The following is a 22,242-nucleotide window of genomic DNA, read 5'->3' on the forward strand; positions in this document are numbered from 1 at the left end:
GCATGGCGATCATCGCGCTGGTCTCGGCCAAGGGCTCGCCGGGCGTCACCGCGTCCGCGCTCGCCTGCGCCCTGACCTGGCACCGGCGGCTGATCCTCGCCGAGTGCGACCCGGCCGGCGGCTCGATCCTCGCCGGCTACCTCGGCGGTGCGCTGGACGGGCCCCGGGGCATCGGCGAGCTGGCCGTCGGGGAGCTGCGCGACGGCAGCCTGGAGACGGCGTTCTGGTCGCAACTGGTCGACCTGGACGCCCCGCGCCGGGAGCGGCTGTTGCTGCCCGGCGTCGTCGACCCGGCCCAGGCCGGCAGCGTCGCCCCGCTCTGGCAGCGGTTCACCGACTTCTTCCTCGACCTGGAGCGCGGCGACCCCCCGTACGACGTGCTTGTCGACTGCGGCCGGCTCCAGGTCGCCGGCCCGCCGTGGCCGATCCTGCGCGCCGCCGCCGTGGTCCTCCTGGTCACCCGGGCGCGGCTGCCCGACCTCTCCGCCACCCAGGCCATGGTCCGGGCGATCGAGCGGGACTTCACCGAGCACCGGGTGCCGCCGGGCACGCTGCGGCTGCTGCCGGTCGGCGACGGCCACGGTCGGGGCGAGATCAGCAAGGCGCTGCGGCTGCCGGTGATCGCGCGGCTGCCGGACGACCCGCGTACCGCGGAGGTGTTGACCCTCGGCGGGACCCTGCGGGCCGGACGGCCGCTGATGCGCGCGGCCGGCGCCCTGGAGGTGCCGGTACGGGCGCTGCTGGACCGCCGCCGGGCGCGGCTGACCTGGCCCGTCACCCAGGGGGTGCCGGGTGCGGTTTGAGCCGGTGTCGCACGACCCCCGGGTGGCGCGGCAGCCCGCCGCGACCTCCATCGCCCCGCCGCTCGCCCCCGCGTCGGGCGGCCCCCACCCGCCACCCGCGCCGACCGGCGGCGGCCACCCGCAGCCCGCGCCGCCGGCGGGGGCCGCGCCGGCCCCGCCCGTCGCGCCGGCCCCGCCCCGACCCCGGGTCGACTTCGCCGTGGTACGCGAGCTGCGCCGCGAGCTCAGCGAGCGGCTCACCCTGTGGCAGCGCGGTCGGGAGTTCGACGCCGACGCCGAGGACGTCGAGCGGGCCCGGCTCGCCGTCGCGGTGGTCGCCGAGTACGCGGACGCGGTCCGCCGGGCCGGCACCCCGATGGCCGCCGGGGAGGAGCGGCTGCTGCTCGACCAGGTGACCGCCGAGCTGGTCGGCCTGGGGCGGCTGCAGACGCTGCTGGTCGACGGCACCATCGAGGAGGTGCACATCCTCGGCTGCGACCAGGTGCGCATCACCCGGCACGGCGGCGGGGTCGACTGGGCCGACCCGATCGCCGACAGCGACGACGAGCTGGTGGAGATCCTCCAGGCGGCGGCCCGCCGGGCCGGGGCGACCGAGCGGTCGCTGTCCACCTCGAAGCCGACCCTCGACCTGCAGTTGCCCGACGGCAGCCGGCTCGCCGCGGTCTTCCTGGTCAGCCACCGGCCGTACGCGGTGATCCGCAAGCACAACACCCTCGAGGTGAGCCTCGACGACATCGCCGGCGGCCGGGGCGACCTGGACGAGATGATCGACCCGCTGCTGCGCGACTTCCTCCGGGCGTCCATGCGGGCCGGGCTGAACATCATGGTCGCCGGCCTGGCCGGGGCGGGCAAGACCACCGTCATCCGGGCGCTGATGGACGAGATCCCGGCCGACGAACCGTACGTGCTGCTGGAGGAGAGCCGGGAGCTGCTGCCCACCCGCCGGGGGCACAAGCACCGGGCGGTGATGAGCTTCGAGGCCCGCGAGGGGCACGGCGAGCGCGGGCTGGACGGCCGCCCGGCCGGCGAGGTGAGCATCGCCGACCTGATCCCCGTCTCGCTGCGGATGGGCGTGCTGCGGATCATCGTCGGCGAGGTTCGGTCCCGGGAGATCGTGCCGATGCTCCAGGCCATGACCACCAGCCGGGGGTCGATGTGCACCATCCACGCCCGGTCGCCGGGCGGGGTGGGCGAGCGGATCGTCGAGCTGGCGCTCTCCCACGGCCGGGAGATGACCGTCGACCAGGCCCGCCGGATGGCCGGCAATGCCCTCGACCTGATCGTCTACGTCACCGTCGAGGACGAGACCGCGATCGGCGGGCGCAAGCACCGCTTCGTCTCCCACGTGGAGGAGGTCATCGGCGTCGGCGAGGGCAGCCGGATCACCACCACCACGGTCTTCGGTCCGGGCCCCGACGGCCGGGCGGTCCCCCGACACCTGCCGGAACGCGTCCGCGACCAGTTGCTGCGGGTGGGCTACGACGCCCGGCTGCTGGGCCGGTGGATCGACGCCGGCACGGGGGCGTGGCGGCGGCCCCGGCACACCCGGCTCGGTGCGCGGGCGGTGGCCCGGTGACCGCCAACATCGAGCTGATCGCGGTGATCTCCGGCGCGGCGTGCGTGGCCGGCCTGGTGCTGGCCGTCGTGGCGCTGGTCGGCACCACCCGGCCGGCCGGGCCGGCTCCCGGCGCGGGGCCCGGCGGCGGGCTGAGCCGGCTCTGGCAGGGCTCCGGCACGCCCCGGCAGCGGCGCAACCACCAGCTCCTGCTCGGCGGGGCGGTGCTGGCCGGCGCGCTGGCGTTCCTGCTCACCGGGCTGCCGGTGGTCGGCCTGCTGGTCGCCGTGGCGGTGCCCGGCGCGCCGTGGCTGTTCTCCGTCGGCCGGGCCGAGCAGCGGGCCATCGCCCGGATCGAGGCCGTCGGCGAGTGGACCCGCCGACTCAAGGACGTCTCGTCGACCGGTCAGGGCCTCCAGCAGGCCATCCTCGGTACGCTGGCCACCGCCCCCGCGGAGATCGAGGAGGAGGTACGCCTGCTCGCCGCCCGCCTCCAGGCCGGCTGGCTGGCGAAGTCGGCGCTGCTCGCGTTCGCCGACGAGATCGGCGACCCGGTGTGCGACCAGGTCGTGGCGGCGCTGATCCTGCACCTGTCCGACCGGGGCGAGCGGCTCGGCGACGTGCTCGGCTCGATCGCGGGTGCCGCCGCCGCCGAGGTCGCCACCCGGCGGGAGATCGAGGCCAAGCGCACCCAGCCGCGTTTCGCGGTGCGCTTCCTCACCGGGATGACCCTGCTGACCATCGCGTACGGGCTGGTCAACACCGACTACGTCCGCCCGTACGGTACGCCGGTCGGGCAGCTCGTGATGCTCGTGCTCGGCGCGGCGTTCGTCGGGCTGCTGGCCTGGGTGCGGTCGATGAGCCAGCCGCCCCGGCCGGCGCGTTTCCTGCCCGCCCCCGATCCGGCGGAGGCGATCGGATGATCCTCAACTGGCACCTCACCCTGGCCGTCGTCGGCGGGGCGGCGGTGGGCCTCGGGCTGTTCCTGGTGGTCCGGGAGGCCCTGCCGGCCGCACCGGCGCTCGGCCCCGCCCTGCGCCGGCTGCACCAGCCGCCGGGCACCGGCCGGGCCACCACGGGGCGCGGGCCCGACTGGATCGGCGGATTCGCCCGCTGGCTGCGCCCGCCGCACCGGCAGCTCGCCCTGCTCGACCGCACCCCCGAGCAGTACGCCCTGTCCCTGCTGCTCTCCGCCCTGGTAGGGCTGGCCACCCCGACCTTCCTCGGCGCGGTGCTCTTCCTCGGCGGCGTGTCCGTGCCGCTGGCCGTGCCGCTGTTGGGCAGCCTCGGCATGGCGTTCGTCGCCGCCCTGATCGCGCACCGCAGCGTGCTGACCCGAGCGGACGCCGCCCGGGACGAGTTCCGCCAGGCGGTCTGCACCTACCTGGACCTGGTGGCGTTGCAGCTCTCGGCCGCGCACGGCCCGGTGCAGGCCCTGGAGCGGGCCGCGGCGGTCTGCGACGGCTGGGTGTTCGACCGGATCCGGGAGTCGCTGCGGATCGCCCAGATGCAGATGCACTCGCCGTGGGACGAGCTGCGCGAGCTGGCCGACCGGATCGGCATCCCGGAGCTGGGCGACGTCGGGGCGATCATGCGCTCGTCGGGCAGCGAGGGCGCGCAGGTGCACGAGACGCTGCGCAGCCGGGCCGACTCCCTGCGCGACCAGATCCGCACCGACAACCTGGCCCGCGCCGAGGCGATCACCAGCCGGCTGGACATTCCGGGCTCCCTGCTGGTCTTCGTGCTGCTCGGCTTCGCCGTCTACCCGTTCCTCGCCCGGTTGTGAAACCCCTCCCCCTCCGAAGGAGCACGCCATGCACCTCATCGCCTATCTGCACGTCGCGCTGACGACACGGCTGGCCGAACTGCGCCGCGACGGCGAGCGGGGCGACAGCCCCGTCCCGACCGCAGTGATCATCTTCGGGCTGGTCTTCGTGGCGATGGCGGTAACCGCGCTCGCCCTCGCCAGGGCCAACGACTGGATGAGCAACATCCCGACCCACCAGGACCCGACGGCACCGTAATGACCCACCGCCCCACCCGCGTGGACCGGAGCCGGTCGGCACCCGCCGACCGGCCCGCCGGCCTGCGCCGTCACGGGCCGCCCCGGTCAGGGGCCGGCCTCAGCCGGCGGGCCCCGCGGCGGCTCGGCGGCGCCGTACGGCTGGGCTGGCGGGCCCGGCGGCAGCTCACCAGCGGTCCACGGCTCGGCCGGGCGGCCCGGCGGCGGCTCACCGGGGGCGGGGCGGAGCGGGGGGCCAACCCGGTGGAGCTGGCGGTGGTGATGCCGGCGATCCTCGTGCTGCTCTTCGCCTCGATCCAGGTCGCCGCCTGGTTCGTCGCCCGCGCCACCGCGCTCAACGCCGCGCAGAGCGCGGTCAACGCCCAGCGCCTGTACGAGGCCCCCGCCGGGGCCGGCGAGGCGCGGGCGGTCGACTTCCTCACCGCCGCCGGGGACTGGCTGGTCGGCTGGGACCAGCCGGGGCCCGCCTGCGTCACCGACGTCGCCGAGGTGACCTGCACGGTCAGCGGGGACTCGTTGTCGGTCATCCCCGGCGTCAGCTTCCCGGTGCGCCAGACCGCGCACGGCACGATCGAACGGTGGACGACCGGATGAGCCGCCGCCGTCGCCCCGCAGCCGAGCGCGGCTCGGTCGCCATCGAGGTGGCCGTCCTCGCCCCCGCGTTCATCGGGCTGATGGTGCTGGCCGGCGTCGCCGGGCGTACCGCGATCGCGCAGGAGGCGGTCCAGTCGGCGGCGCACGACGCCGCCCGCGCCGCGTCCATCTCCCGGGACGCCAAGACCGCGCGCGAGCAGGCCCTGGCCGCCGCGCAGAGCCAGCTCGACTGGCAGCGGGCCAACTGCGCCGGCCAGCCCACGCTCACCCTGCGCGGCTCGGTGGGCGGCTCGCCGACCAGCTTCGCCGAGGCGTTCGACAGCGGCCCCGGCACGACGGCCGCCGTGACGGTGCAGGTCACCTGCACCGTCTCCTTCACCGACATCGACCTGGCGCTGCTGCCCGACATGGCGGCCAGCCGGACGATCTCGGCCAGCTTCACCTCCCCGCTGGACCGCTACCGGAGCCGGTCGTGACCGCCCGCGCCCCCGGCGGAGCTGTGCACACCGCCCCCGCCGACGGTCCGGACGAGCGTCGGGCCACCACCCCCGCCGCCGGCCCTGGACGCCGGTGGCGCGGCGACGAGGGCCGGGTCAGCCTGTTCCTGGCGGCGGCGATGATCGGCGTCCTCGCGATCATCGGCCTGGCCTTCGACGGCGCCGGGCAGCTCCGCTCCCGGCAACTGGCCGACAACCTGGCCGCCGAGGCGGCCCGCACCGGCGGCCAGTCCATCGACCGGGCGAAGGCCATCCAGGGCGGCCGCAAGGAGATCGACGAGGCGGCGGCCAGGGCGGCGGTGACGAGTTACCTCGCCGCCGCCGGTGCCACCGGCCACAGCGTCGAGTTCCCCGTCGTCGACGGGGAGAAGCTCATCCGCGTCCAGGTCACCGTCACCTACGACCGCTACCTGCTCGGCTTCTTCGGCTTCGGTGCCGCCGTCACCGTCTCCGGCGAGGCAACCGCACGCGCCCTCACCGAGGGCCCCTAGGAAGGGAAGGCACGCCATGGCCGCACCGGGTCGCTCCGCCGCACGGCGGGTCGGGCAGGTACTCACCGGGTTCGGCGCGCTGGTCGTGCTGATCGCCGTACTCGTCGGGGGGCCGGTGGCGTTGCTCGCGTTCGCCGGGAACCCGCTGCCCGACCACCTGCCCAGCCTCGCCGAGATCGGTGCCACGCTCACCAGCCGGGACGACGGTCAGCTCTTCCTGCGGGCGCTGGCCCTGGTCGGCTGGTTCGGCTGGGCCACGTTCGCCTTCTCCGTGCTCGTGGAGCTGGGCGCGCAGACGCTACGCCGACCGGCACCCCGGCTGCCCGGGATGAGCCGGCAGCAGCGCGCCGCCGCGGCGCTGGTCGGCTCGGTGGCCTTGATCATCGCGGCGAGCCCGGCCGCCGCCAGCGCGGCCACCGTGCTGTCCGGCCCGTATCCCGCCGCCGCACCCGCCGCCGTCGCCGGGGCACCGGTGGCCCGCCCGGTCGCCGCGCTGCCGGTGGTCGACGCCCGGGCAACGATGCCGACGGCCGCCACGGCGGCCGACCTTCGGCAGGAGGCGGAACCGACGGTGTACCGGGTCGCCAAGGGCGACTACCTGGGCGAGGTCGCCGAGCGCTATCTCGACGACTTCGACCGCTACCGGGACGTGGCGAAGCTGAACCGGCTGGGCGACCCCGACCGCATCCGCCCCGGGCAGCTGATCACGCTGCCCGACGGCGTCCACGACACCGGGGCCCGCAGGCACGCGACCGGGAAGCTGGTGGTCCGGCCCACGACGCCCACCCCCGGCGGTACGGTCACCCCCCGGCCGCCGTCGGCACCCGCCACCCCGCCCGCCGCCGACGCGCCGGCCGCACCAGGTGCGGCCCAGCCCTCGCCCACGCCGCCCTCGCCCACCTCGCCACGGGCCACCCGCCCCGCCCCCGGCCCCTCCGCCGCCCAGCCGCCGGCCGGCTCGTCGTCGGCGGGCTCGTCGCACGGCACCCAGCAGGTCGCCCAGCCGCCCTCAGGGCCGCAGCCCGCGATGGCCGCCGGAGCGTCCCGGGCGGGGGCGGGCGACCAGATGAACCGGCCCCTCGCCGTCTCCGCGGTACTCGCCGTCGCCAGCATCGTCGGAGCGCAGATCGGGGCCGTCCTCGGGCTACGCCGCCGGCCGGCGGTCGCCAGGGCCACCAGCAGCGCACGGGCCCTCGTCACCGGCCGGCACCGCCGGGACTGACCCCCGAGCCGAGGCACGGCACCGAGCCGGGCGGGGTCAAGCCGGGCCGGGCCGAGCCGGGCGGGGCCGAGCCGGGCCGGGCCGAGCCGGGCCGGGCCGGGCCGAGCGGGGCCGAGCCGAGCCGGGCGGGGCCGGGCGGGGCGAATGATCGACTTCATGTCGCCGACATGGGGGCATCCGGCGTGCGGGAAACCGCCATGTCGCCGACATGGCGGCCGGGCCCGCAGGTCTGGCCTGGGCCGGCCGGGCCTCAGGGCAGCCTCGCCTCCAGGACCCCGTCGACCACCCGGGTCGGCAGGATCTGCTGGTCGTTCCCGGACGGCCCGTGCATGACCTCGCCTCCGTTGAGCCGGAACGCGCTCCCGTGCCACGGGCAGACGACGCAGGCATGTCCGTCGATCTCGGTGACCTCGCCCTCGCCGAGCGGGCCGCTCTGGTGCGGGCAGCGCTCCAGCATCACCGTGACCTCGTCGCCGTGCCGGTAGAGGATCACCGAGACGTCGTCCACCTCGCGGGTGACCAGCTTCCGCTGGGGCAGGTTGGCCATGTCCGCCAGCGGGTGCCAGCCCTCGCCGATCCGGTGCAGTTCGGAGATGCTCTGGTTGACCTGCGCCCCCTGCTTGTACGCGAGGTGCCCGCCGAGGTACGCCCCCGCGCTCGCCGCGCCCAGCCCGAGGTAGGCCAGCGCCCGCCCCGTCCCGTGCCGCCCGCGCAGCCGGGCCGCCAGCGAGCCCGCGTACAGGGTCAGGCCGACGGCGTTGGCGGCGGCGTGCACCAGCCCGACGCGGCGCTGCTCCCGGGAGAGGGCCGCCCAGTCGTTCAGGCCGGCGATCGCCGCCGGGACGGCGCTGACGGTGCCCAGCCCCACCAGGGCGGTGGCCGCCCGGCGCTGGCCGGGCATCAGGTCGAGTACGGCCGCGCTGATCCAGGAGCCGACCGGCACCTGCACCAGCGCCGGGTGCAGCGGATGGCCGATGAAGACGCCGTGCAGCAGGTCGCGGACCCGCTGCGGGCGCAGAGTGGCCTGGACGCCGCGCTGCAGCCGGTCGCCGGCCTGGTCCAGGGCCGAAGCCTGTTCGAGTTTCGTCAAGAGTGCCCGCATTCCGTCCGACTTCCCGGCAGAAGCGGTCGCAAACCGGGCAGCCGTGCCGGGTGTCCGGCGTACGCACGGGTCGCGCGTACGCCGGACGCGGGACCCCGGCTACCGGCAGATGAACTGGGTGGTGCCGCTGTACTGGGTCGTGCTGCCGTCGAAGTAGCTGTAGCTGGCCCGCACCGGGTGGCCGAGGTTGCTGGCCGGGCAGGTGGCGAAGAGGGTCGACCCGGCGGTCGTGAAGGTGCCGACGCTGCCGGAGTACCAGGTGATGCTCCAGGTCGTCGTGCCGGCGCTGCTGGCGTCGCAGTAGAACTGAGACGCCATGGACTCGCAGAAGGGTGCCGGGGCGGCGGCGAGGGCCGGGGTGGCACCGGCGGCGAGGCCCAGGGCGGCGAGGGCGGACGCGGCCAGGACCTTGACGGTGGTACGCATGGAACTCCTCCCAACGTAGCTAAGTGATGACTCAGCGCCACGCCAGCCTAGCCACCGCATAGACGTACCTGAATTAGCCGTTTGGTCGGTCGGTCACCCGTTGCGGCCAGCGGTCGTGGTGCACCGCCTCGGCGAGGGGCCGGCGTCGCCGCCACCCGTGCCGCTCCAGGTCGGGCACGGCCTCCAGGTGCGTGACCGGCCCGACGCAGAGCCAGGCCACCGGCCGGATGCCGGCCGGCACGCCCAGCAGCTCGGCGAGGAACGGCTCCCGGTAGAAGGAGACCCACCCGACGCCCAGCCCCTCGGCGGTGGCGGCGAGCCAGAGGTTCTGGATGGCCAGGCAGACCGAGTAGAGGCCGGCGTCGGCGATGGCGTGCCGCCCGAGCACGGCCGGGCCGCCGCGCTCCGGGTCGTACGTGACGACGACCGCCAGCGTCGACTCCAGCACCCCGTCGATCTTGATACGCGCGAACCGCTCGGCCGCCGCGCCGTCCAGGGTGGCGGCGAACGTGGCCCGCTCGGCCTGCACGTGCCGGTGGAACCGGCGGCGGACGGCGGCGTCCCGGACCAGGACGAAGTCCCACGGCTGCGAGTACCCGACGCTGGGCGCGGCGTGCGCGGCGTCGAGGATCCGGTGCAGGGTGTCGGCCGGCACCGGCTCCCCGGTGAACTGGGCCCGGACGTCCCGGCGGCGGTGGATGGCGTCGTAGAGTTCCACAGGCAGGCTCCCGCTGCGCTCGGCCCACCCAGCGGGTGGGCGGTCGACGCGAGGCCGGTCTTCGGACTCCCGGATCGACGCCTGCCCGTCCGCCTTCCCAGCCGCACGGCCAGTGGCTGCGCTCCTCGCGCGTGGACGGTGGCTCCCCGGTCACCGCGGCGGGCCCGTGCCGGATTCACACCGGCTTCCCGATTCTCCCCGCACCCGCGGGGCACCTCGCATGATCGTGCCGCCGGCGATGCTAACCCGTGTCAGCGGTGCAGCGTCCGGCCGGGCAGTTCCCCGTACGTGGTGAGGTAACGGGCGGCGAAGCGGCGCGGGTCGGCGAATCCCCAGCGCGCGGCGGTCGCGGCCACGGAGGTGCCGTCGCCGGGCGTGGCCCGGGACAGTTCCTGGCGGGCCAGGTCGAGTCGCACCCGACGCAGGTAGGCCAGGGGGGTCATGCCGAGCTGACTGCGGAACGCGAGCTGCACGGCGCGGGGGGTGGCGCCGGCGGCGCGGGCGATGTCGACGAGGCCGATGTCGGTCCCGGCGGCGGACTCGATGAAGGCGATCGCCCGGCGCAGGGTCCCCGCGTGGGCGTCGGCCCGGTCGCACGGCCGGTCCTCCCGGAGGGCGTTGCTGGGAAACGCGGCGAGCGTCGCCGCGGCGAGCAGGCGGCCGAGGCCACCGAGGACGAGCGGGGACGCGCCCGGCGCGCCGCCGGCGGCCATGACGGACTCCGCGTACCGGACGGTCTGCCGCCACCGCCACTCCGCCTCGGCGCGGATCGGCCGGAAGCTGACGAACCGCAGGGGTGCCAGCGGCCGGTCCGGATCGGCGCGGGCGACCTGGTCGATCAGCGAGAGGTCCAGCAGGACGCAGGTCACGTCCAGGTCGCTGGACCACGAGGAGCCGGGCAGGTCGGGCTGGTACAGCACGGCGACCTCGCCGGGCCCGACCATCTCGTCGACACCGTCGCAGCGGCGCCCGAAGCACCCCCGGCGGGGGGCGGCGAGCAGGACGTACCCGAGGGGTTCCGCCTGCACCCGCAGGTCGAGGGCGATGCTGACGTCGTCGATGCAGAACGCACCGGCGTTCCACCGGTCGTGGCGGAGCGGAAGCCCGGTCGGCACGGCGGCCAGCCGCACGCTGCGTCCGTACGCGGTCTCGTAGACGTGCGCCGCCTCCGCCGGGTCGCTGGTCGAGAACCGGGTGAGCGTGGGCGGGCCGTGATTACCCGAAGTCACCAATTCACCCCCCTGGGTCACGAGGGAGCCTAGCTACCCGCGCGGGCGGACAGTGCAACGGCACGCCGGAGCGCCACCTCCCAGGCCCGAGGGATTCTCGCCGCCGGTCAGCTCCGCAGGGTCTGGCTGGGCGGCCGCCCGTAGGCCCGGCGGTACTCGGTGGCGAACCGGCCCAGGTGAGCGAAGCCCCACCGGGCGGCGACGGCGGCCACGGTGAGGCCCGCGCCGGGCTCGGCGGCCTGGAGTTCGGTGTGCACCCGTTCCAGGCGTACCCGTCGCAGATAGCGCGTCGGGGTGGTGTCGAGGTGCTTGCGGAATGCCTGCTGGAGCGCCCGCGCGCCCAGCCCGGCCGCGACCGCCACGTCGGTCACGGTCAGGGCCTGGTCCGCGTACTGCTCGATGTAGGCGACCGCACGACGGACCGCGGCCGGCGCGACGCCCCCCGCGCCGCGCGTCGGCGCCTCGGTCATCGTCGTGTTGGGAAACGTGGCCAGCGCGACGGCCACCAGCAGGCCCGTCGCCTCCGCCTGCACCAGCGCGTTGGACCCGAACGCGGCGCCCGGCAGCGCCACCTGGGTGAGATAGCGCGTGGTGTTGCGCCAGAGCTGGGCGGCGGACGGGGACACCGGCGACAGCCCCTGGAACCGCAGGTCGACCGGCGCGAGGCCGCACCGCTCCTGCGCCACCCGCCGCACGTCGGCCAGGGGAAGCTCCACGGCGAGGACCTCCATGTCGCGGTGCAGGATCGCCCTGGTCCGCCCAGGCGGCACCAGCAGCAGGTCACCCGCGCCGGCCATCACCTCCCCGGCCCCGACGTCGACCCCCCAGCCGCCGGAGAGCACCTCCGCCACCCCGACGACGTCCCGGGTGAACACGTCGTTGTCCGCGTTCATCGGATAGCGCACCCGGGCCACGCTGGCCGAGCCAAACCGCGCGTGGGCGGCCCGGAAGACGACCCCACCGCGGCGGTCGAAGGCGCGGAGCCGATGCTCGGGGTAGGCCGCCAACAGCCAGCGGTGCGCCTCGTCCGGGTCGTCCGTGACGAGCCGCGACCACAGCCCCGACTGGTCGGTGGCCGCCTCGTCGCCACAGTCGACCCGCTTCGTCGCGGACGGCCCCGCCCCGGTACGTCCTGTCACGACATCTCCCCGCATCGCCGGCGGCGGCGCCGACCGGCGTCCCTCACCCTCACCTCACCCGGGGCCCACGGCGACGGGCGACGGACACCGCACGAGTACGCGTCGCCACGTTCGGTGGCCCTTCAGCGCGCATTCTGACGGCCGACGAAAGGCGAGAGAAGCCGCCACGGGCCGGGCTGTCCGCCGTGCGAAGCCGATGTACGGAGTACGAACACCGGTGGCCGTCCGGCAGGGTGGTCACGCCCGCGCTGGTGCGTCGGCGTCCGGGCAGGGCATGCTGTCCCGATGGGGGTACGGGTCGAGCACGCCGCCGCGGTGACCACGGTGATCCTGGACCGGCCGGCGTCCCGCAACGCCGTCGACGGTCCCACCGCCCGGGCCCTGGCCGACGCATTCCGCGCCTTCGAGGCCGACCCGGCGGCAGCGGTCGCCGTGCTGTGGGGGGCCGGCGGCACGTTCTGCGCCGGGGCGGACCTCAAGGCGATCGGCACGCCGAGCGGCAACCGGGTCGAGCCGGACGGCGACGGCCCGATGGGCCCGACGCGGCTGCGGCTGTCCAAGCCGGTGATCGCCGCGATCTCCGGGTACGCCGTGGCCGGCGGGCTGGAGCTGGCGCTCTGGTGCGACCTGCGGGTCGCCGAGTCCGACGCGGTGCTCGGCGTGTTCTGCCGGCGCTGGGGCGTGCCACTGGTCGACGGCGGCACCGTCCGCCTGCCGAGGCTGATCGGCGAGAGCCGGGCGATGGACCTGATCCTCACGGGCCGGCCGGTCCCGGCCGAGGAGGCGTACGCGATGGGGTTGGTGAACCGGCTGGTCGCGCCGGGTGCGGCCCGCGCGGAGGCCGAGCGGCTGGCCGCCGAGATCGCCCGGCACCCGCAGGCGTGCCTGCGCAACGACCGGGCGGCCGTGCTGGCCGGCGCGAACCTGCCCGAGCCGGACGCCCTCGCGGTGGAGCTGGCCTACGGCGCGGCGTCCCTCGCGGCCGACGCGACGGCGGGGGCGGCCCGCTTCGCGGCCGGCGCGGGCCGCCACGGCACCCCCGCCTGAGGATGTCGATCGGCTAACTCAGGTCGCGCACGGCGGTCTCGATGGCGCGGTGGAACGTCGGGTACGCGTAGATCATGTGCCGGAGCCGGCTCAGCGGCACCTCCGCGTGCACCGCCACCACCAGGCCCGACAGCACCTCGCCGCCGGCCGGGCCGACCGAGGTGGCCCCGACCAGCACCCCCCGGTCGGCGTCCGCGACCAGCTTGACGAACCCGTCGCCCCGGTGGATCCAGCCCCGGGTGGACGAGTCGAGCCGGCTCACCCCGACCTGCACGTTGATGCCCCGCTCGCGGGCCTGCCGTTCGGTGAGCCCGACCGCGCCGATCTCGGGATCGGTGAAGGTGACCCGGGGCAGCGCCCGGTAGTCGGCGTGCGGCACCCCGCCGGCGATCCCGGTGCCCTCCGTGCGCGCCGCGCCGCCGACCGCGCTGGCGGCACCGCTCGCGTCCGCGCCGGCCCGCGCCCGCCGGACGTGGTCGAGCACGTCGGCGACCACGATGGCCGCCTGGTACATGGCGATGTGGGTGAACGCGCCCTCCCCGGTCAGGTCGCCGACGCCCCAGATCCCGTCGGCGGCGCGCATCCGGTCGTCCACGGCGAGGAACCGCTGGCCCGGGTCGACGCCGACGGTGTCGAGGCCCAGCTCGTCGAGGTGCGCCCGGCGGCCGGTGACCACGAGCAGCCGCTCGGCGGTGAACTCGGCCCCGCCCACCGCCCGCAGGGTGAACGCCCGCCCGTCGTGGTCGACCCGCTCCGCGCGTACCTCGGTGGCGATCCGCACCCCGTCGGCGCGCAGGGCGGCGGCGGCCACCTCGGAGGACTCGGGCTCCTCGACGGCGAGCACCCGGCCCGACGCCTCCAGCACGGTCACCTCGACGCCGAACCGGGCGAAGACCTGGGCCAGCTCCAGCCCGATCGCGCCGCCGCCGAGCACCAGCAGACTGGCCGGCAGCTCCTCGACCTCGATGGCCTGCTGGTTCGTCCAGTACGGCGTGTCGGCCAGCCCGGGCAGCGGCGGCACGAAGGGCCGGGTGCCGGTGCCGAGCACGATGCCGTGCCGGGCCCGGAAGACCCGGTCGCCGACGCGGACCCGACCGGGCCCGTCGAGCGCCCCGCTGCCCCGCACGAACCGGCCGCCCTTGCCGGTGAACCGCTCCACGGCGACCCGGTCGTCCCAGTTGTCGGTCGCCTCCTCGCGGATGCGCTTCGCCACCGGGGCCCAGTCGGGGCGTACGTCGGCCTCGCCCGCGAACTCGGCGACCCGCCGGGCCTCGGCGACCGCGTTCGCCGCCCGGATCATCATCTTGCTCGGGATGCACCCCCAGTACGGGCACTCGCCGCCGACCAGCCGCCGCTCGATGCCGACGACGCTCAGGCCGGCCTCGGCGAGCCGGCCGGCCACCTCCTCGCCGCCGACCCCGAGCCCGAGCACGACCACGTCCACGTCCACCAGTTCCGGTTCCGCCATCGGACCAGCATTCCGCACCGGAGGACCGTGGGCCACCGCAAGGTGGAGTTCCGGTGCTGCGGGCCGTCGCCGCCTCCCGGAAGCCCAGCGCTGGCCGCCCTCGCCCGCCTCCCGGAATTCCCGCGCCGCGGGCTCGCCGGGCCCCTACCGTGGCCGGATGCGCGCACGCTTCGCCCCCGTCCGGGACTGCTTCCACGACCTGTTCGCCGCCGGCCGGGAGACCGGGGCCGGCCTCGCCATCTGGTACGACGGCACGCCGGTCGTCGACCTCGTCGCCGGTTCCCGGGCCACCGTCCCGCCGGGCCGGTCGGTGCCGCCGGCCGGGGGCGGCGACCCGTGGCGGCCGGACACGCTGGTCAACGTCTACTCGGTGGGCAAGCCGGTGGCCGCGCTCTGCCTGCTCCTGCTCGTCGACCGGGGGCGGCTCGACCTGGACGACCCGGTCGTCGACCACTGGCCGGCGTTCCGCGCGCCGGCCACGGTCCGCCAGGTGCTCAGCCACACGGCCGGGCTGCCGGCGTTCCCGGTGCCCCGGCGGGCCGACGCGATCGCGGACTGGGACCTGCTCTGCGCCGACCTGGCCGCCGCCGAGCCGCGGTGGGAGCCGGGGACCGTCGCGGGCGAGCACGCCTGGACGTACGGGCACCTCGTGGGCGAGCTGGTGCGCCGGGTGGACGGGCGGTCGGTGGGCCGGTTCCTGGCCGAGGAGATCGCCGGCCCGTGGCGGCTCGACCTGGGCTTCGGGCTCGGCGCGGCCGACCGGCGGCGGTGCGCCGACCTGTCGTACGCCGATCCGGGCTGGCCGGTCCGCACGCTCGGCGAGCCGGGGTCCCTGCGGGCGGCGGCGCTGGGCAACCCGGCGGGCGGCCTGGACGTGGCGGTGCTGAACGGCCCGCTGTGGCGGGGCGCGCAGGTGCCGGCGGTGAACCTGCACGCCACGGCCGCCGGGCTGGCCCGCTGCTATGCCGGCCTGCTCGCCGGGGGCACCCTGGACGGGGTACGGCTGTTCAGCCCGGAGCTGGTCGCCGAGGCGACCCGGGCCCAGTACGACGGGCCGGACCTGGTGCTCGACCGCCGGGCGTGCTGGACGCTGGGCATGCAGCGGGAGCCGGACGGCAGCTGGGGCATGGGCGGGATCGGTGGCAGCAGCGCCTGGGCCGACCCGGGGCGGGGCTACGTGTTCGCGTACGCGACCGCGCGGCTGGCCGACCACGACCGCGTCGACGAGCTGGTCGAGGCCCTGCACTCCTGCCTCTGACCGCGCGCTGCGCTGCCGGGTCCGGGGTGTTAGGAGGGGGCCCTTGTACAACAGAATGCGTTAAGCAGGGGCCCCTCCTTTCACCCAGCGGCGGACGTACGCGCCGTCGGGGTCGAAGCGGGCCGCTTGGCGCACCGGGTTGAACCCCCGGTGCGGCCGGCTGTCGTTGCCGGTGCCCGCCACCCACTGCCAGTTGCCGGCGTTGTTGGCCACGTCGCCGTCGAGCAGCCAGCGGGAGAAGACCGCCACCCCTTCGCGCCAGTCCAGCCCGAGCACCTTGGTCAGGTAGCCGGCCGTGATCAGCCGGGCCCGGTTGTGCATCCAGCCCTCGGCGCGCAGCTGCCGCATCCCGGCGTCGACGATCGGCAGGCCGGTACGCCCCCGCGCCCAGGCGTCGAGCGCCTCGGGGTCGTGCCGCCAGTCCTCGGTGGCCCCCCGCCGGTACGCCTTCGTGGCGATCTCGGGGAACGCGGCGGTGACCTGGTAGTAGAAGTCCCGCCAGCAGAGCTGCCGGACGAACGGGCCGAACCGCGCGCCGCCCGGATCGCCGGCCCGCTCACCCGCCCGGTTCGCCAGCTCCAGCGGTGAGAGGCAGCCGAAGCGCAGGTACGGGCTGAGCCGCGAGGTCGCGTCGCCGGCCAGGTCGTCGTGGATGTCGCCGTACCGGTCGACGGTGGGCAGCCACTGCGCGAGGCGGCGGCGGGCGGCGGCCTCCCCGCCCGGCACGGCGTGCGGCGACTCCCCCTTCGGTGGAGCGGGCAGCTCCCCGACCGGCAGCCCGTCGGGCCGCGAGCCGGCCGTCGACCCGTCGGGCCGCGCCCCGGCCGCCAGCGCGTCGGGCAGTCGTACCCGGTCGGGCGGGGCCGACTCCTCCCGCCACAGCGCCCCCTGCCAGGCCCGGAAGTAGGGGGTGAACACCCGGTAGTGGTCGCCGCCGGCCGGGCGCACCGCGCCGGGGTCGACGACCGTGAGGCCGGGGAAGAGGCGCAGGTGCAGGCGGTGCCGCTCGCACTCGGCGCGCAGCCGGCGCTCCCGCGTGCGGGCGTACCGGCTGACGTCGGCGGAGAGGCCGATCCCCTCGGCGCCCACCTCGCCGGCCAGCCGGATCGTCTCGGCCACCGGGTCGCCGTGCCGGATCACCAGGTCGCCGCCGCGTTCCCGCAGCGCGTCGCGCAGGGCGGCGAGGCTCTGGTGCAGGAAGCGCGTCCGGTTGGGCGAGCGGCCGGCGAGCGCCGGGTCGAGCACGTGGAGCGGGACGACCCGGTCGAAGGCGGCGCAGGCCGCGGCCAGCGCCGGGTGGTCGTGCACCCGCAGGTCGCGGGTGAACAGCACGATCGCGGTACGCGTCATCGGCCGGCGGGCATCTGGGCCGGGCCGGGGACCACGACGGGGGTGCCGGCGGGGGTGAGCAGGGCCCGCCCGGCCACCGCCATCCGCCGCCGCCGGGGCACCAGCGCCCGCCGGGTGAACACGTCGTAGTCCTGGGCAGCGACCTCGTCGAGGATGCCGCCGTAGAGGGCGTACGCGGTGCGCATGCACGCCTGGGAGGCGGGCGCGAGCAGGGTCACGCCCGGCGCGGCGGCCTCGTAGTGCGTCTGGGCGCGGCTCACCTCGTACTCGATGAGGTCCTGGATTCTCGGGGTGGCCCGGCCCCGGGCGGCGGCGGCGAACAGGTCGTCGCGGGTGACGTCGAACTTGGCGAGGTCCTCGTCGGGCAGGTACGTCCGGCCGCGCGCGAGGTCCTCGGCGACGTCCCGGATGAAGTTGGTGAGCTGGAAGGCGAGGCCGAGCTGCCGGGCGGGCTCGCGGGCGGCGGCGGGGTCGGAGCTGCCGAGGATCGGCAGCATCATGGTGCCGATGACGGCGGCCGAGCCCTCCATGTAGTCGAGCAGGTCGTCGTAGGTGGGGTAGGCGGTGACGGTCAGGTCCATCGCCATGCTGCGCAGGAACGACGCGAAGTCGGCCCGGTCCAGGTCGAAGACGGCGATGGTGTGCAGCACGGCGGGCAGCAGCGGGTCGTCGACCGGGGTCCCGCCCAGCCCGGCCAGGAAGCGGGCCGACCAGTCGTCGAGCCGGGCGGCCCGCTCGGCGGGTGGCAGGTCCTCGGTGCGGTCGACGATCTCGTCGGCATACCGGGTGAATCCGTACAAGGCATGAACGTGCCGCCGTTTCCAAGCGGGGAGCAGGCGGGTGGCGAGATAGTAGGTGCGGCCGTGACGTCTGTGCAGCTCGCGGCAGCGGTCATAGGCAGCGGTGAGGTCGACGTCCACCGGCCCTCCCTCGGATTCGACGCAGCAATCGACGCAACTCGTAACCCTAGGGTACGCTCGCCGACATGGCCAACGACGCAGTTGCGGGTAATGCGCTCCGCGTCGCGCCGGCACAGCCGGAAGCGACGGACGATCCGGTCCGCGGCGTACTGGCCGCGTTCACGAAAGACCTGGTCAAGGGGGTCGACGACACCCTCGCGGGGTTCCTCGCCGCCGAGGTTTCCACGCTCGCCGAAATCGACTCGGCGATGGGCGAATTCGCCGCGACGGCGCGCGACTGCGTGCTGGCCGGCGGCAAGCGGGTGCGCCCCACCTTCGCGTACTGGGGCTGGCGAGGGGTCGCCGGCGGGGACGAGCCGCTGCCGGCGGTGCTGCCGGCGCTCGCGGCCCTGGAGCTGCTGCACACGTTCGCCCTCGTGCACGACGACGTGATGGACGCCTCCGACACCCGGCGCGGCCGACCCACGGCGCACCGGTCCGCCGCCGCCCGGCACGTCGCCGCCGGGCACACCGGCGACCCGGACCGGTTCGGCGAGGCGGTCGCCGTGCTCGTCGGCGACCTCTGCATGGTCTGGGCCGACCGGCTGCTCGGGCGCGCCACCGTGCCGCCGGCCCGGCTGCTCGACGTCCGGCGCTGCTACGACCAGATGCGCGTCGAAACGGTCGCCGGGCAGTACCTGGACGTCCTGGGCGAGAACGACGCGGCCAACTGGTCGCTGGACCGGGCCCTGCGGGTCGCCCGCTACAAGACCGCCAGCTACACCGTCCAGCGTCCGCTGCTGTTCGGCGCGACCCTGGCCGGCGCCGACGCCGACGGGCCGCTGACCGCCGCGTACACCCGCTACGGTCTGGCCGTCGGCGAGGCGTTCCAGCTCCGCGACGACCTGCTCGGCGTCTACGGCGACCCGGCGACCACCGGCAAGCCGGCCGGCGACGACCTGCGCACCGGCAAGCCGACCGCCCTGCTGATGCTCGCCCGGCAGCTCGCCACCGCGAACCAGCGCCGGGCGCTGGAGCGGGCCGGCCGGGTCGCCGCCGCCCGCGAGGTGGCCCGGCTCGCCGAGCTGGTCGCCGACACCGGCGCGGTCGCCCGGGTCGAACGGATGATCTCCGACCGGGTCGCCGACGCGCTGGCCGCGCTCGACACCGCGTCGATCGACGAGACCGCGCGCACCGCGCTGACGGGCCTCGCCACCGCCGCCACCGCGCGGCGGGCATGATGGGCAACTTCGTGAGGGAGGTGGTCGCGTGCGCACCGTGACCGGACGTACGGACCGGGTGGTGGTCGTCGGGGCGGGACTCGGCGGGCTGGCCTGCGCGCTGCACCTGGCCGGCAGCGGGCGGCAGGTGACCGTGCTCGAACGCGAGGCGGTGCCGGGCGGCCGGGCCGGCCGGCTCGGCGTCGACGGCTACGAGTTCGACACCGGCCCCACCGTGCTCACCATGCCCGACCTGATCGCCGAGGCGCTCGGTGCGGTCGGCGAGGAGCTGGGCGACTGGGTCGAGCTGATGCCGCTGGACCCGGCGTACCGGGCGTACTACCCGGACGGCTCGACGCTGGACGTCATCACCGACACCACCCGGATGGCCGCCGAGATCGCCTCGGTCTGCGGGCCCCGGGAGGCCGACGGCTACCTGCGCTTCGTCGACTACGCCCGCGAGCTGTGGCGGCTGGAGCGGGCCGACTTCATCGAACGCAACCTCGACGCCCCCACCGACCTGCTCACCGGCAACCTGCTGAAGCTGCTGGCCGGCGGCGCGTTCCGCCGGCTCCAGACGAAGATCGAGCAGTTCTTCCGCGACCCGCGCACCCAGCGGATCTTCTCCTTCCAGGCCATGTACGCCGGGCTCGCCCCGCACGACGCGCTGGCCATCTACGCCGTCATCGCGTACCTCGACTCGGTGGCCGGGGTCTACTTCCCGCGCGGCGGCATCCACGCGGTCTCCCGGGGGATGGCCGGCGCGGCCGAGAAGCACGGCGTGCAGATCCGCTACGGCACCACGGTGGCCCGGGTGGAGACCGCGAACGGCCGGGCGACCGGGGTGGTCACCGCCGACGGCGAGTTCGTCGGAGCCGACGTGGTGGTGCTCAACCCGGACCTTCCGGTCGCCTACCGCGACCTGCTCCCGCCGGCCAGGCGACGCCGGTTGACCTACTCGCCGTCGTGCGTGGTGCTGCACGTCGGCTCGCGGCAGGGCTATGAGAAAATCGCCCACCACAACATCCACTTCGGACGATCCTGGAAGGGCACGTTCGACGAGGTGATCCGGCGGGGGGAGCTGATGACCGACCCGTCCCTGCTGGTCACCAACCCCAGCCGCACCGACTCGGCGGTCGCCCCGGCCGGCGGGCACACGTACTACGTGCTCGCCCCGGTGCCGAACCTCGACCGGGCCCCGTTCGAGTGGCGCGGCGACCTCACCCGCCGGTACACCGACCAGCTCGTCGGGACGCTGGAAGAGCGCGGGTACGTCGGTTTCGGCGCCGGCATCGAGGTGCTGCGCGCGGTCACCCCGGCCGAGTGGGCCGAGCAGGGCATGGCCGCCGGCACCCCGTTCGCGTCCGCGCACAGCCTCTTCCAGACCGGCCCGTTCCGCCCGTCGAACCTGCACCGCACGCTCGACAACGTGGTGTTCGTCGGCTCCGGCACCCAGCCCGGCGTCGGCGTGCCCATGGTCCTGATCTCCGGCAAGCTGGCCGCCGCCCGCGTGACGGGCGACGGCCAGTGAGCGCCCGAGTAGTGGGAGGTGTGCGGTGAGCGTGCGCGAGGAACACCTGGTCGAGCTGGTCGACGACGACGGCCGGGCGCAGGGCGAGGCGACGGTGTCCGCCGCCCACCAGCCGCCCGGCCGGCTGCACCGGGCCTTCTCCGTGCTGCTCGTCGCCCCGGACGGCCGGGTGCTGCTGCAGCGCCGGGCCGCCGTGAAGACCCGGTTCCCGCTGCGCTGGGCCAACTCCTGCTGCGGCCATCCCGCGCCGGGCGAGTCGCTGGTGACCGCCGCGAACCGCCGGCTGGGCGAGGAGCTGGGCGTCGGGCCCGTCGAGCTGACCGAGGCCGGCGTGTACGTCTACTACGCCGAGGACCCGGCCACCGGTCGGGTCGAGTTCGAGTACGACCACGTGCTGCGCGCCGACGTCCCGGCCGACCTGCCCGTGCGGCCGGACCCGGCCGAGGTGGCCGAGCTGCGCTGGGTCGACCCGGCGACGCTGGAGGCCGACCTCGACGTCGACCCCCGGGCGTACGCCCCCTGGCTGGGTGGGGTGGTGAACCGCCTGCTACGCCCGTCCCGGCCGGCGGGCACCGCCGGCCCCGACGCGACCCCGGCCGGTCCCTGCGCAGACGAGGTGAACGAGGCGGCGGAGCGGTCGGGTGGGCGATGAGGCGTTGAGCGCGGGGGCCGTGGCGCGCCGCCTGGGCGTCGCGGTCACCACGCTGCGCACCTGGCACCAGCGGTACGGCCTGGGCCCCAGCCAGCACCTGCCGGGCCACCACCGGCGCTACACGCCGGCCGATCTCGCGCGCTTGGAGATCATGCGCAAGCTCACCGCCGAAGGGGTCACCCCGGCCGAGGCGGCCCGCTGGGCCCGCCAGGTGCCCGCCCCGGGGCCGGGCGGCGAGCCGTCCGCCGTCGTCGCCAACCGGATCCGGCCGGGCGGCGGGCGCGACGGCGGCGGGCAGACCATCCCGGTCGGTCGGGCCGGCCCGGCGGCCCGAGGGCTGGCCCGCGCCGCCATGCGGCTGGACTCGGTGGCGATCGGGGAGACGATCGCGCACGCCCTGGCCACCGACGGAGTCGTCGGCACCTGGGAGGGGCTGCTGCGCCCGGTGCTCGTCGGCATCGGCGAGCGGCACACCGCCACGGGCGGCCTCATCGAGGTGGAGCACCTGGTGTCGCGGTGCGTCTCGGAGGCGTTCGCGGCCGTCGCCCGCGCCTCCTCGGCCCCCGGCCCGGCCCGCATCCTGCTCTCCTGCGCCGACGAGGAGCAGCACACCCTGCCGCTGGAGGCGCTCGCCGCCGCGCTGGCCGAGGCCGGCGTCGCGTACCGGATGCTCGGTGCCCGGGTGCCGGCGGCGGCCCTGGTCGAGGCGGTCAACCGCACCGGCCCGGCGGCCGTGGTGGTCTGGTCGCACATCCGGGCCACCGCCGATCCGGCCCAGCTCACCGCACTGCTGGCCAGCCCGCGCCGGCCGCTGCTGGTGCTGGCCGCCGGCCCCGGCTGGCGGGCCGACTCGCTGCCGGCCGGGGTGGTCCGGCCGGTCGACCTGGCCGAGGCGGTCTCGCTCGCCCTGGCCGTGCGGGACTCCCTGGACCAGTCGACGGGGGACTGACCGCCCTGCCGCCGTTCACGTTTCGTCCACTACGGTCGAGTGGCCCACGGCCCCCGACCCCTCGGAGCG

The 22,242-nt window shown here is 75.9% G+C and carries 23 protein-coding genes and 1 riboswitch; of the genes, 15 read left to right on the plus strand and 8 right to left on the minus strand.

What is annotated here, in order from left to right; translation table 11 throughout:
* Window positions 1-2 precede the first annotated feature (2 nt).
* The 9 genes from ACVMYR_RS03135 (at window position 3) to ACVMYR_RS03175 (ending at window position 7,185) form a co-directional block, all read left to right on the plus strand.
* Window positions 3-803 carry a P-loop NTPase family protein gene (locus ACVMYR_RS03135; protein ID WP_077935546.1) on the plus strand — a complete coding sequence of 267 codons (801 nt, stop codon included), beginning with the start codon at window positions 3-5 and terminating at the stop codon, window positions 801-803.
* Window positions 793-2,379 (plus strand): CpaF family protein, encoded by a 1,587-nt coding sequence (locus tag ACVMYR_RS03140; RefSeq protein WP_228986631.1) that lies wholly within the window; start codon window positions 793-795, stop codon window positions 2,377-2,379. Before ACVMYR_RS03135 ends, ACVMYR_RS03140 begins: the two co-directional genes overlap by 11 nt.
* Window positions 2,328-3,281 (plus strand): type II secretion system F family protein, encoded by a 954-nt coding sequence (locus tag ACVMYR_RS03145; protein ID WP_457121072.1) that lies wholly within the window; start codon window positions 2,328-2,330, stop codon window positions 3,279-3,281. Before ACVMYR_RS03140 ends, ACVMYR_RS03145 begins: the two co-directional genes overlap by 52 nt.
* On the plus strand, window positions 3,281-4,144 hold the full coding sequence (locus ACVMYR_RS03150; protein ID WP_457121290.1) for a type II secretion system F family protein: 864 nt from the start codon (window positions 3,281-3,283) through the stop codon (window positions 4,142-4,144). Before ACVMYR_RS03145 ends, ACVMYR_RS03150 begins: the two co-directional genes overlap by 1 nt.
* A gap of 28 nt (window positions 4,145-4,172) precedes the next feature.
* Window positions 4,173-4,382: a hypothetical protein gene (locus ACVMYR_RS03155; RefSeq protein ID WP_077935539.1), complete on the plus strand. Its 210-nt coding sequence runs from the start codon at window positions 4,173-4,175 to the stop codon at window positions 4,380-4,382.
* On the plus strand, window positions 4,382-4,975 hold the full coding sequence (locus tag ACVMYR_RS03160; protein WP_457121073.1) for a TadE/TadG family type IV pilus assembly protein: 594 nt from the start codon (window positions 4,382-4,384) through the stop codon (window positions 4,973-4,975). The genes ACVMYR_RS03155 and ACVMYR_RS03160 overlap by 1 nt, the downstream gene beginning before the upstream one ends.
* Window positions 4,972-5,451: a TadE/TadG family type IV pilus assembly protein gene (locus tag ACVMYR_RS03165; RefSeq protein ID WP_077935545.1), complete on the plus strand. Its 480-nt coding sequence runs from the start codon at window positions 4,972-4,974 to the stop codon at window positions 5,449-5,451. The genes ACVMYR_RS03160 and ACVMYR_RS03165 overlap by 4 nt, the downstream gene beginning before the upstream one ends.
* A gap of 140 nt (window positions 5,452-5,591) precedes the next feature.
* The gene (locus ACVMYR_RS03170) at window positions 5,592-5,963 is read left to right on the plus strand and encodes a hypothetical protein (protein WP_256092041.1); all 372 of its coding nucleotides are present in this window, start codon (window positions 5,592-5,594) and stop codon (window positions 5,961-5,963) included.
* Window positions 5,964-5,979: 16 nt separating this feature from the next.
* Entirely contained in the window at window positions 5,980-7,185 is a 1,206-nt protein-coding gene (locus ACVMYR_RS03175; RefSeq protein ID WP_457121074.1) for a LysM peptidoglycan-binding domain-containing protein, read from the plus strand.
* 250 nt (window positions 7,186-7,435) lie between these two features.
* Here the strand turns inward: ACVMYR_RS03175 and ACVMYR_RS03180 are convergent, their stop codons facing one another.
* From ACVMYR_RS03180 to ACVMYR_RS03200, 5 genes are all read right to left on the minus strand, one after another.
* Window positions 7,436-8,287 (minus strand): Rieske 2Fe-2S domain-containing protein, encoded by an 852-nt coding sequence (locus ACVMYR_RS03180; protein WP_077935538.1) that lies wholly within the window; start codon window positions 8,285-8,287, stop codon window positions 7,436-7,438.
* Between the two features lie 99 nt (window positions 8,288-8,386).
* Window positions 8,387-8,713: a hypothetical protein gene (locus tag ACVMYR_RS03185; protein ID WP_457121075.1), complete on the minus strand. Its 327-nt coding sequence runs from the start codon at window positions 8,711-8,713 to the stop codon at window positions 8,387-8,389.
* A gap of 73 nt (window positions 8,714-8,786) precedes the next feature.
* On the minus strand, window positions 8,787-9,431 hold the full coding sequence (gene bluB / locus ACVMYR_RS03190) for a 5,6-dimethylbenzimidazole synthase (protein WP_457121076.1): 645 nt from the start codon (window positions 9,429-9,431) through the stop codon (window positions 8,787-8,789).
* Between the two features lie 35 nt (window positions 9,432-9,466).
* Window positions 9,467-9,665, minus strand: a riboswitch (cobalamin riboswitch).
* A 17-nt stretch (window positions 9,666-9,682) separates the two neighbouring features.
* Complete coding sequence (locus tag ACVMYR_RS03195) at window positions 9,683-10,660, minus strand: AraC family transcriptional regulator (protein ID WP_158229361.1); 978 nt, start codon at window positions 10,658-10,660, stop codon at window positions 9,683-9,685.
* Window positions 10,661-10,767: 107 nt separating this feature from the next.
* Window positions 10,768-11,799: an AraC family transcriptional regulator gene (locus ACVMYR_RS03200; RefSeq protein WP_431895371.1), complete on the minus strand. Its 1,032-nt coding sequence runs from the start codon at window positions 11,797-11,799 to the stop codon at window positions 10,768-10,770.
* Between the two features lie 285 nt (window positions 11,800-12,084).
* On the opposite strand from ACVMYR_RS03200, the gene ACVMYR_RS03205 reads away from it, so the two are divergent.
* Entirely contained in the window at window positions 12,085-12,846 is a 762-nt protein-coding gene (locus tag ACVMYR_RS03205; protein ID WP_077935533.1) for a crotonase/enoyl-CoA hydratase family protein, read from the plus strand.
* A gap of 13 nt (window positions 12,847-12,859) precedes the next feature.
* On the opposite strand, the gene ACVMYR_RS03210 is transcribed toward ACVMYR_RS03205, so the two are convergent.
* The gene (locus ACVMYR_RS03210) at window positions 12,860-14,314 is read right to left on the minus strand and encodes a dihydrolipoyl dehydrogenase family protein (protein WP_077935532.1); all 1,455 of its coding nucleotides are present in this window, start codon (window positions 14,312-14,314) and stop codon (window positions 12,860-12,862) included.
* Window positions 14,315-14,471: 157 nt separating this feature from the next.
* On the opposite strand from ACVMYR_RS03210, the gene ACVMYR_RS03215 reads away from it, so the two are divergent.
* Entirely contained in the window at window positions 14,472-15,572 is a 1,101-nt protein-coding gene (locus tag ACVMYR_RS03215; RefSeq protein ID WP_457121077.1) for a serine hydrolase domain-containing protein, read from the plus strand.
* A 60-nt stretch (window positions 15,573-15,632) separates the two neighbouring features.
* Here the strand turns inward: ACVMYR_RS03215 and ACVMYR_RS03220 are convergent, their stop codons facing one another.
* Both ACVMYR_RS03220 and ACVMYR_RS03225 read right to left on the minus strand, forming a co-directional pair.
* Entirely contained in the window at window positions 15,633-16,922 is a 1,290-nt protein-coding gene (locus tag ACVMYR_RS03220) for a cryptochrome/photolyase family protein (RefSeq protein WP_457121078.1), read from the minus strand.
* Window positions 16,919-17,842, minus strand: coding sequence for a phytoene/squalene synthase family protein (locus ACVMYR_RS03225; RefSeq protein WP_457121079.1), 924 nt, complete (start codon window positions 17,840-17,842; stop codon window positions 16,919-16,921). Before ACVMYR_RS03225 ends, ACVMYR_RS03220 begins: the two co-directional genes overlap by 4 nt.
* A 65-nt stretch (window positions 17,843-17,907) precedes the next feature.
* Between ACVMYR_RS03225 and ACVMYR_RS03230 the strand changes: the two genes are divergently transcribed.
* Genes ACVMYR_RS03230 through ACVMYR_RS03245 form a run of 4 tightly spaced genes read left to right on the plus strand, consistent with a single transcriptional unit; the run spans window position 17,908 to window position 22,173 of the window.
* The gene (locus ACVMYR_RS03230) at window positions 17,908-19,062 is read left to right on the plus strand and encodes a polyprenyl synthetase family protein (RefSeq protein WP_077935528.1); all 1,155 of its coding nucleotides are present in this window, start codon (window positions 17,908-17,910) and stop codon (window positions 19,060-19,062) included.
* Window positions 19,063-19,090: 28 nt separating this feature from the next.
* Window positions 19,091-20,572, plus strand: coding sequence for a phytoene desaturase family protein (gene crtI / locus ACVMYR_RS03235; protein ID WP_457121080.1), 1,482 nt, complete (start codon window positions 19,091-19,093; stop codon window positions 20,570-20,572).
* A gap of 25 nt (window positions 20,573-20,597) precedes the next feature.
* Entirely contained in the window at window positions 20,598-21,224 is a 627-nt protein-coding gene (idi, locus tag ACVMYR_RS03240; protein ID WP_077935526.1) for an isopentenyl-diphosphate Delta-isomerase, read from the plus strand.
* Entirely contained in the window at window positions 21,214-22,173 is a 960-nt protein-coding gene (locus tag ACVMYR_RS03245; protein ID WP_091282485.1) for a MerR family transcriptional regulator, read from the plus strand. Before idi ends, ACVMYR_RS03245 begins: the two co-directional genes overlap by 11 nt.
* Window positions 22,174-22,242 lie beyond the last annotated feature (69 nt).

It is taken from the genome of Micromonospora sp. PTRAS2 (genome assembly GCF_054052245.1).

What these genes read in the sequence shown, in the direction of transcription:
- ACVMYR_RS03135 (WP_077935546.1), top strand. Translation starts at nt 3, where the DNA reads ATGGCGATCATCGCGCTGGTCTCGGCCAAGGGCTCGCCGGGCGTCACC.
- ACVMYR_RS03155 (WP_077935539.1), top strand. Translation starts at nt 4,173, where the DNA reads ATGCACCTCATCGCCTATCTGCACGTCGCGCTGACGACACGGCTGGCC.
- ACVMYR_RS03160 (WP_457121073.1), top strand. Translation starts at nt 4,382, where the DNA reads ATGACCCACCGCCCCACCCGCGTGGACCGGAGCCGGTCGGCACCCGCC.
- ACVMYR_RS03165 (WP_077935545.1), top strand. Translation starts at nt 4,972, where the DNA reads ATGAGCCGCCGCCGTCGCCCCGCAGCCGAGCGCGGCTCGGTCGCCATC.
- ACVMYR_RS03170 (WP_256092041.1), top strand. Translation starts at nt 5,592, where the DNA reads ATGATCGGCGTCCTCGCGATCATCGGCCTGGCCTTCGACGGCGCCGGG.
- ACVMYR_RS03175 (WP_457121074.1), top strand. Translation starts at nt 5,980, where the DNA reads ATGGCCGCACCGGGTCGCTCCGCCGCACGGCGGGTCGGGCAGGTACTC.
- ACVMYR_RS03180 (WP_077935538.1), bottom strand. Translation starts at nt 8,287, where the DNA reads ATGCGGGCACTCTTGACGAAACTCGAACAGGCTTCGGCCCTGGACCAG.
- ACVMYR_RS03185 (WP_457121075.1), bottom strand. Translation starts at nt 8,713, where the DNA reads ATGCGTACCACCGTCAAGGTCCTGGCCGCGTCCGCCCTCGCCGCCCTG.
- ACVMYR_RS03205 (WP_077935533.1), top strand. Translation starts at nt 12,085, where the DNA reads ATGGGGGTACGGGTCGAGCACGCCGCCGCGGTGACCACGGTGATCCTG.
- ACVMYR_RS03210 (WP_077935532.1), bottom strand. Translation starts at nt 14,314, where the DNA reads ATGGCGGAACCGGAACTGGTGGACGTGGACGTGGTCGTGCTCGGGCTC.
- ACVMYR_RS03215 (WP_457121077.1), top strand. Translation starts at nt 14,472, where the DNA reads ATGCGCGCACGCTTCGCCCCCGTCCGGGACTGCTTCCACGACCTGTTC.
- ACVMYR_RS03220 (WP_457121078.1), bottom strand. Translation starts at nt 16,922, where the DNA reads ATGACGCGTACCGCGATCGTGCTGTTCACCCGCGACCTGCGGGTGCAC.
- ACVMYR_RS03230 (WP_077935528.1), top strand. Translation starts at nt 17,908, where the DNA reads ATGGCCAACGACGCAGTTGCGGGTAATGCGCTCCGCGTCGCGCCGGCA.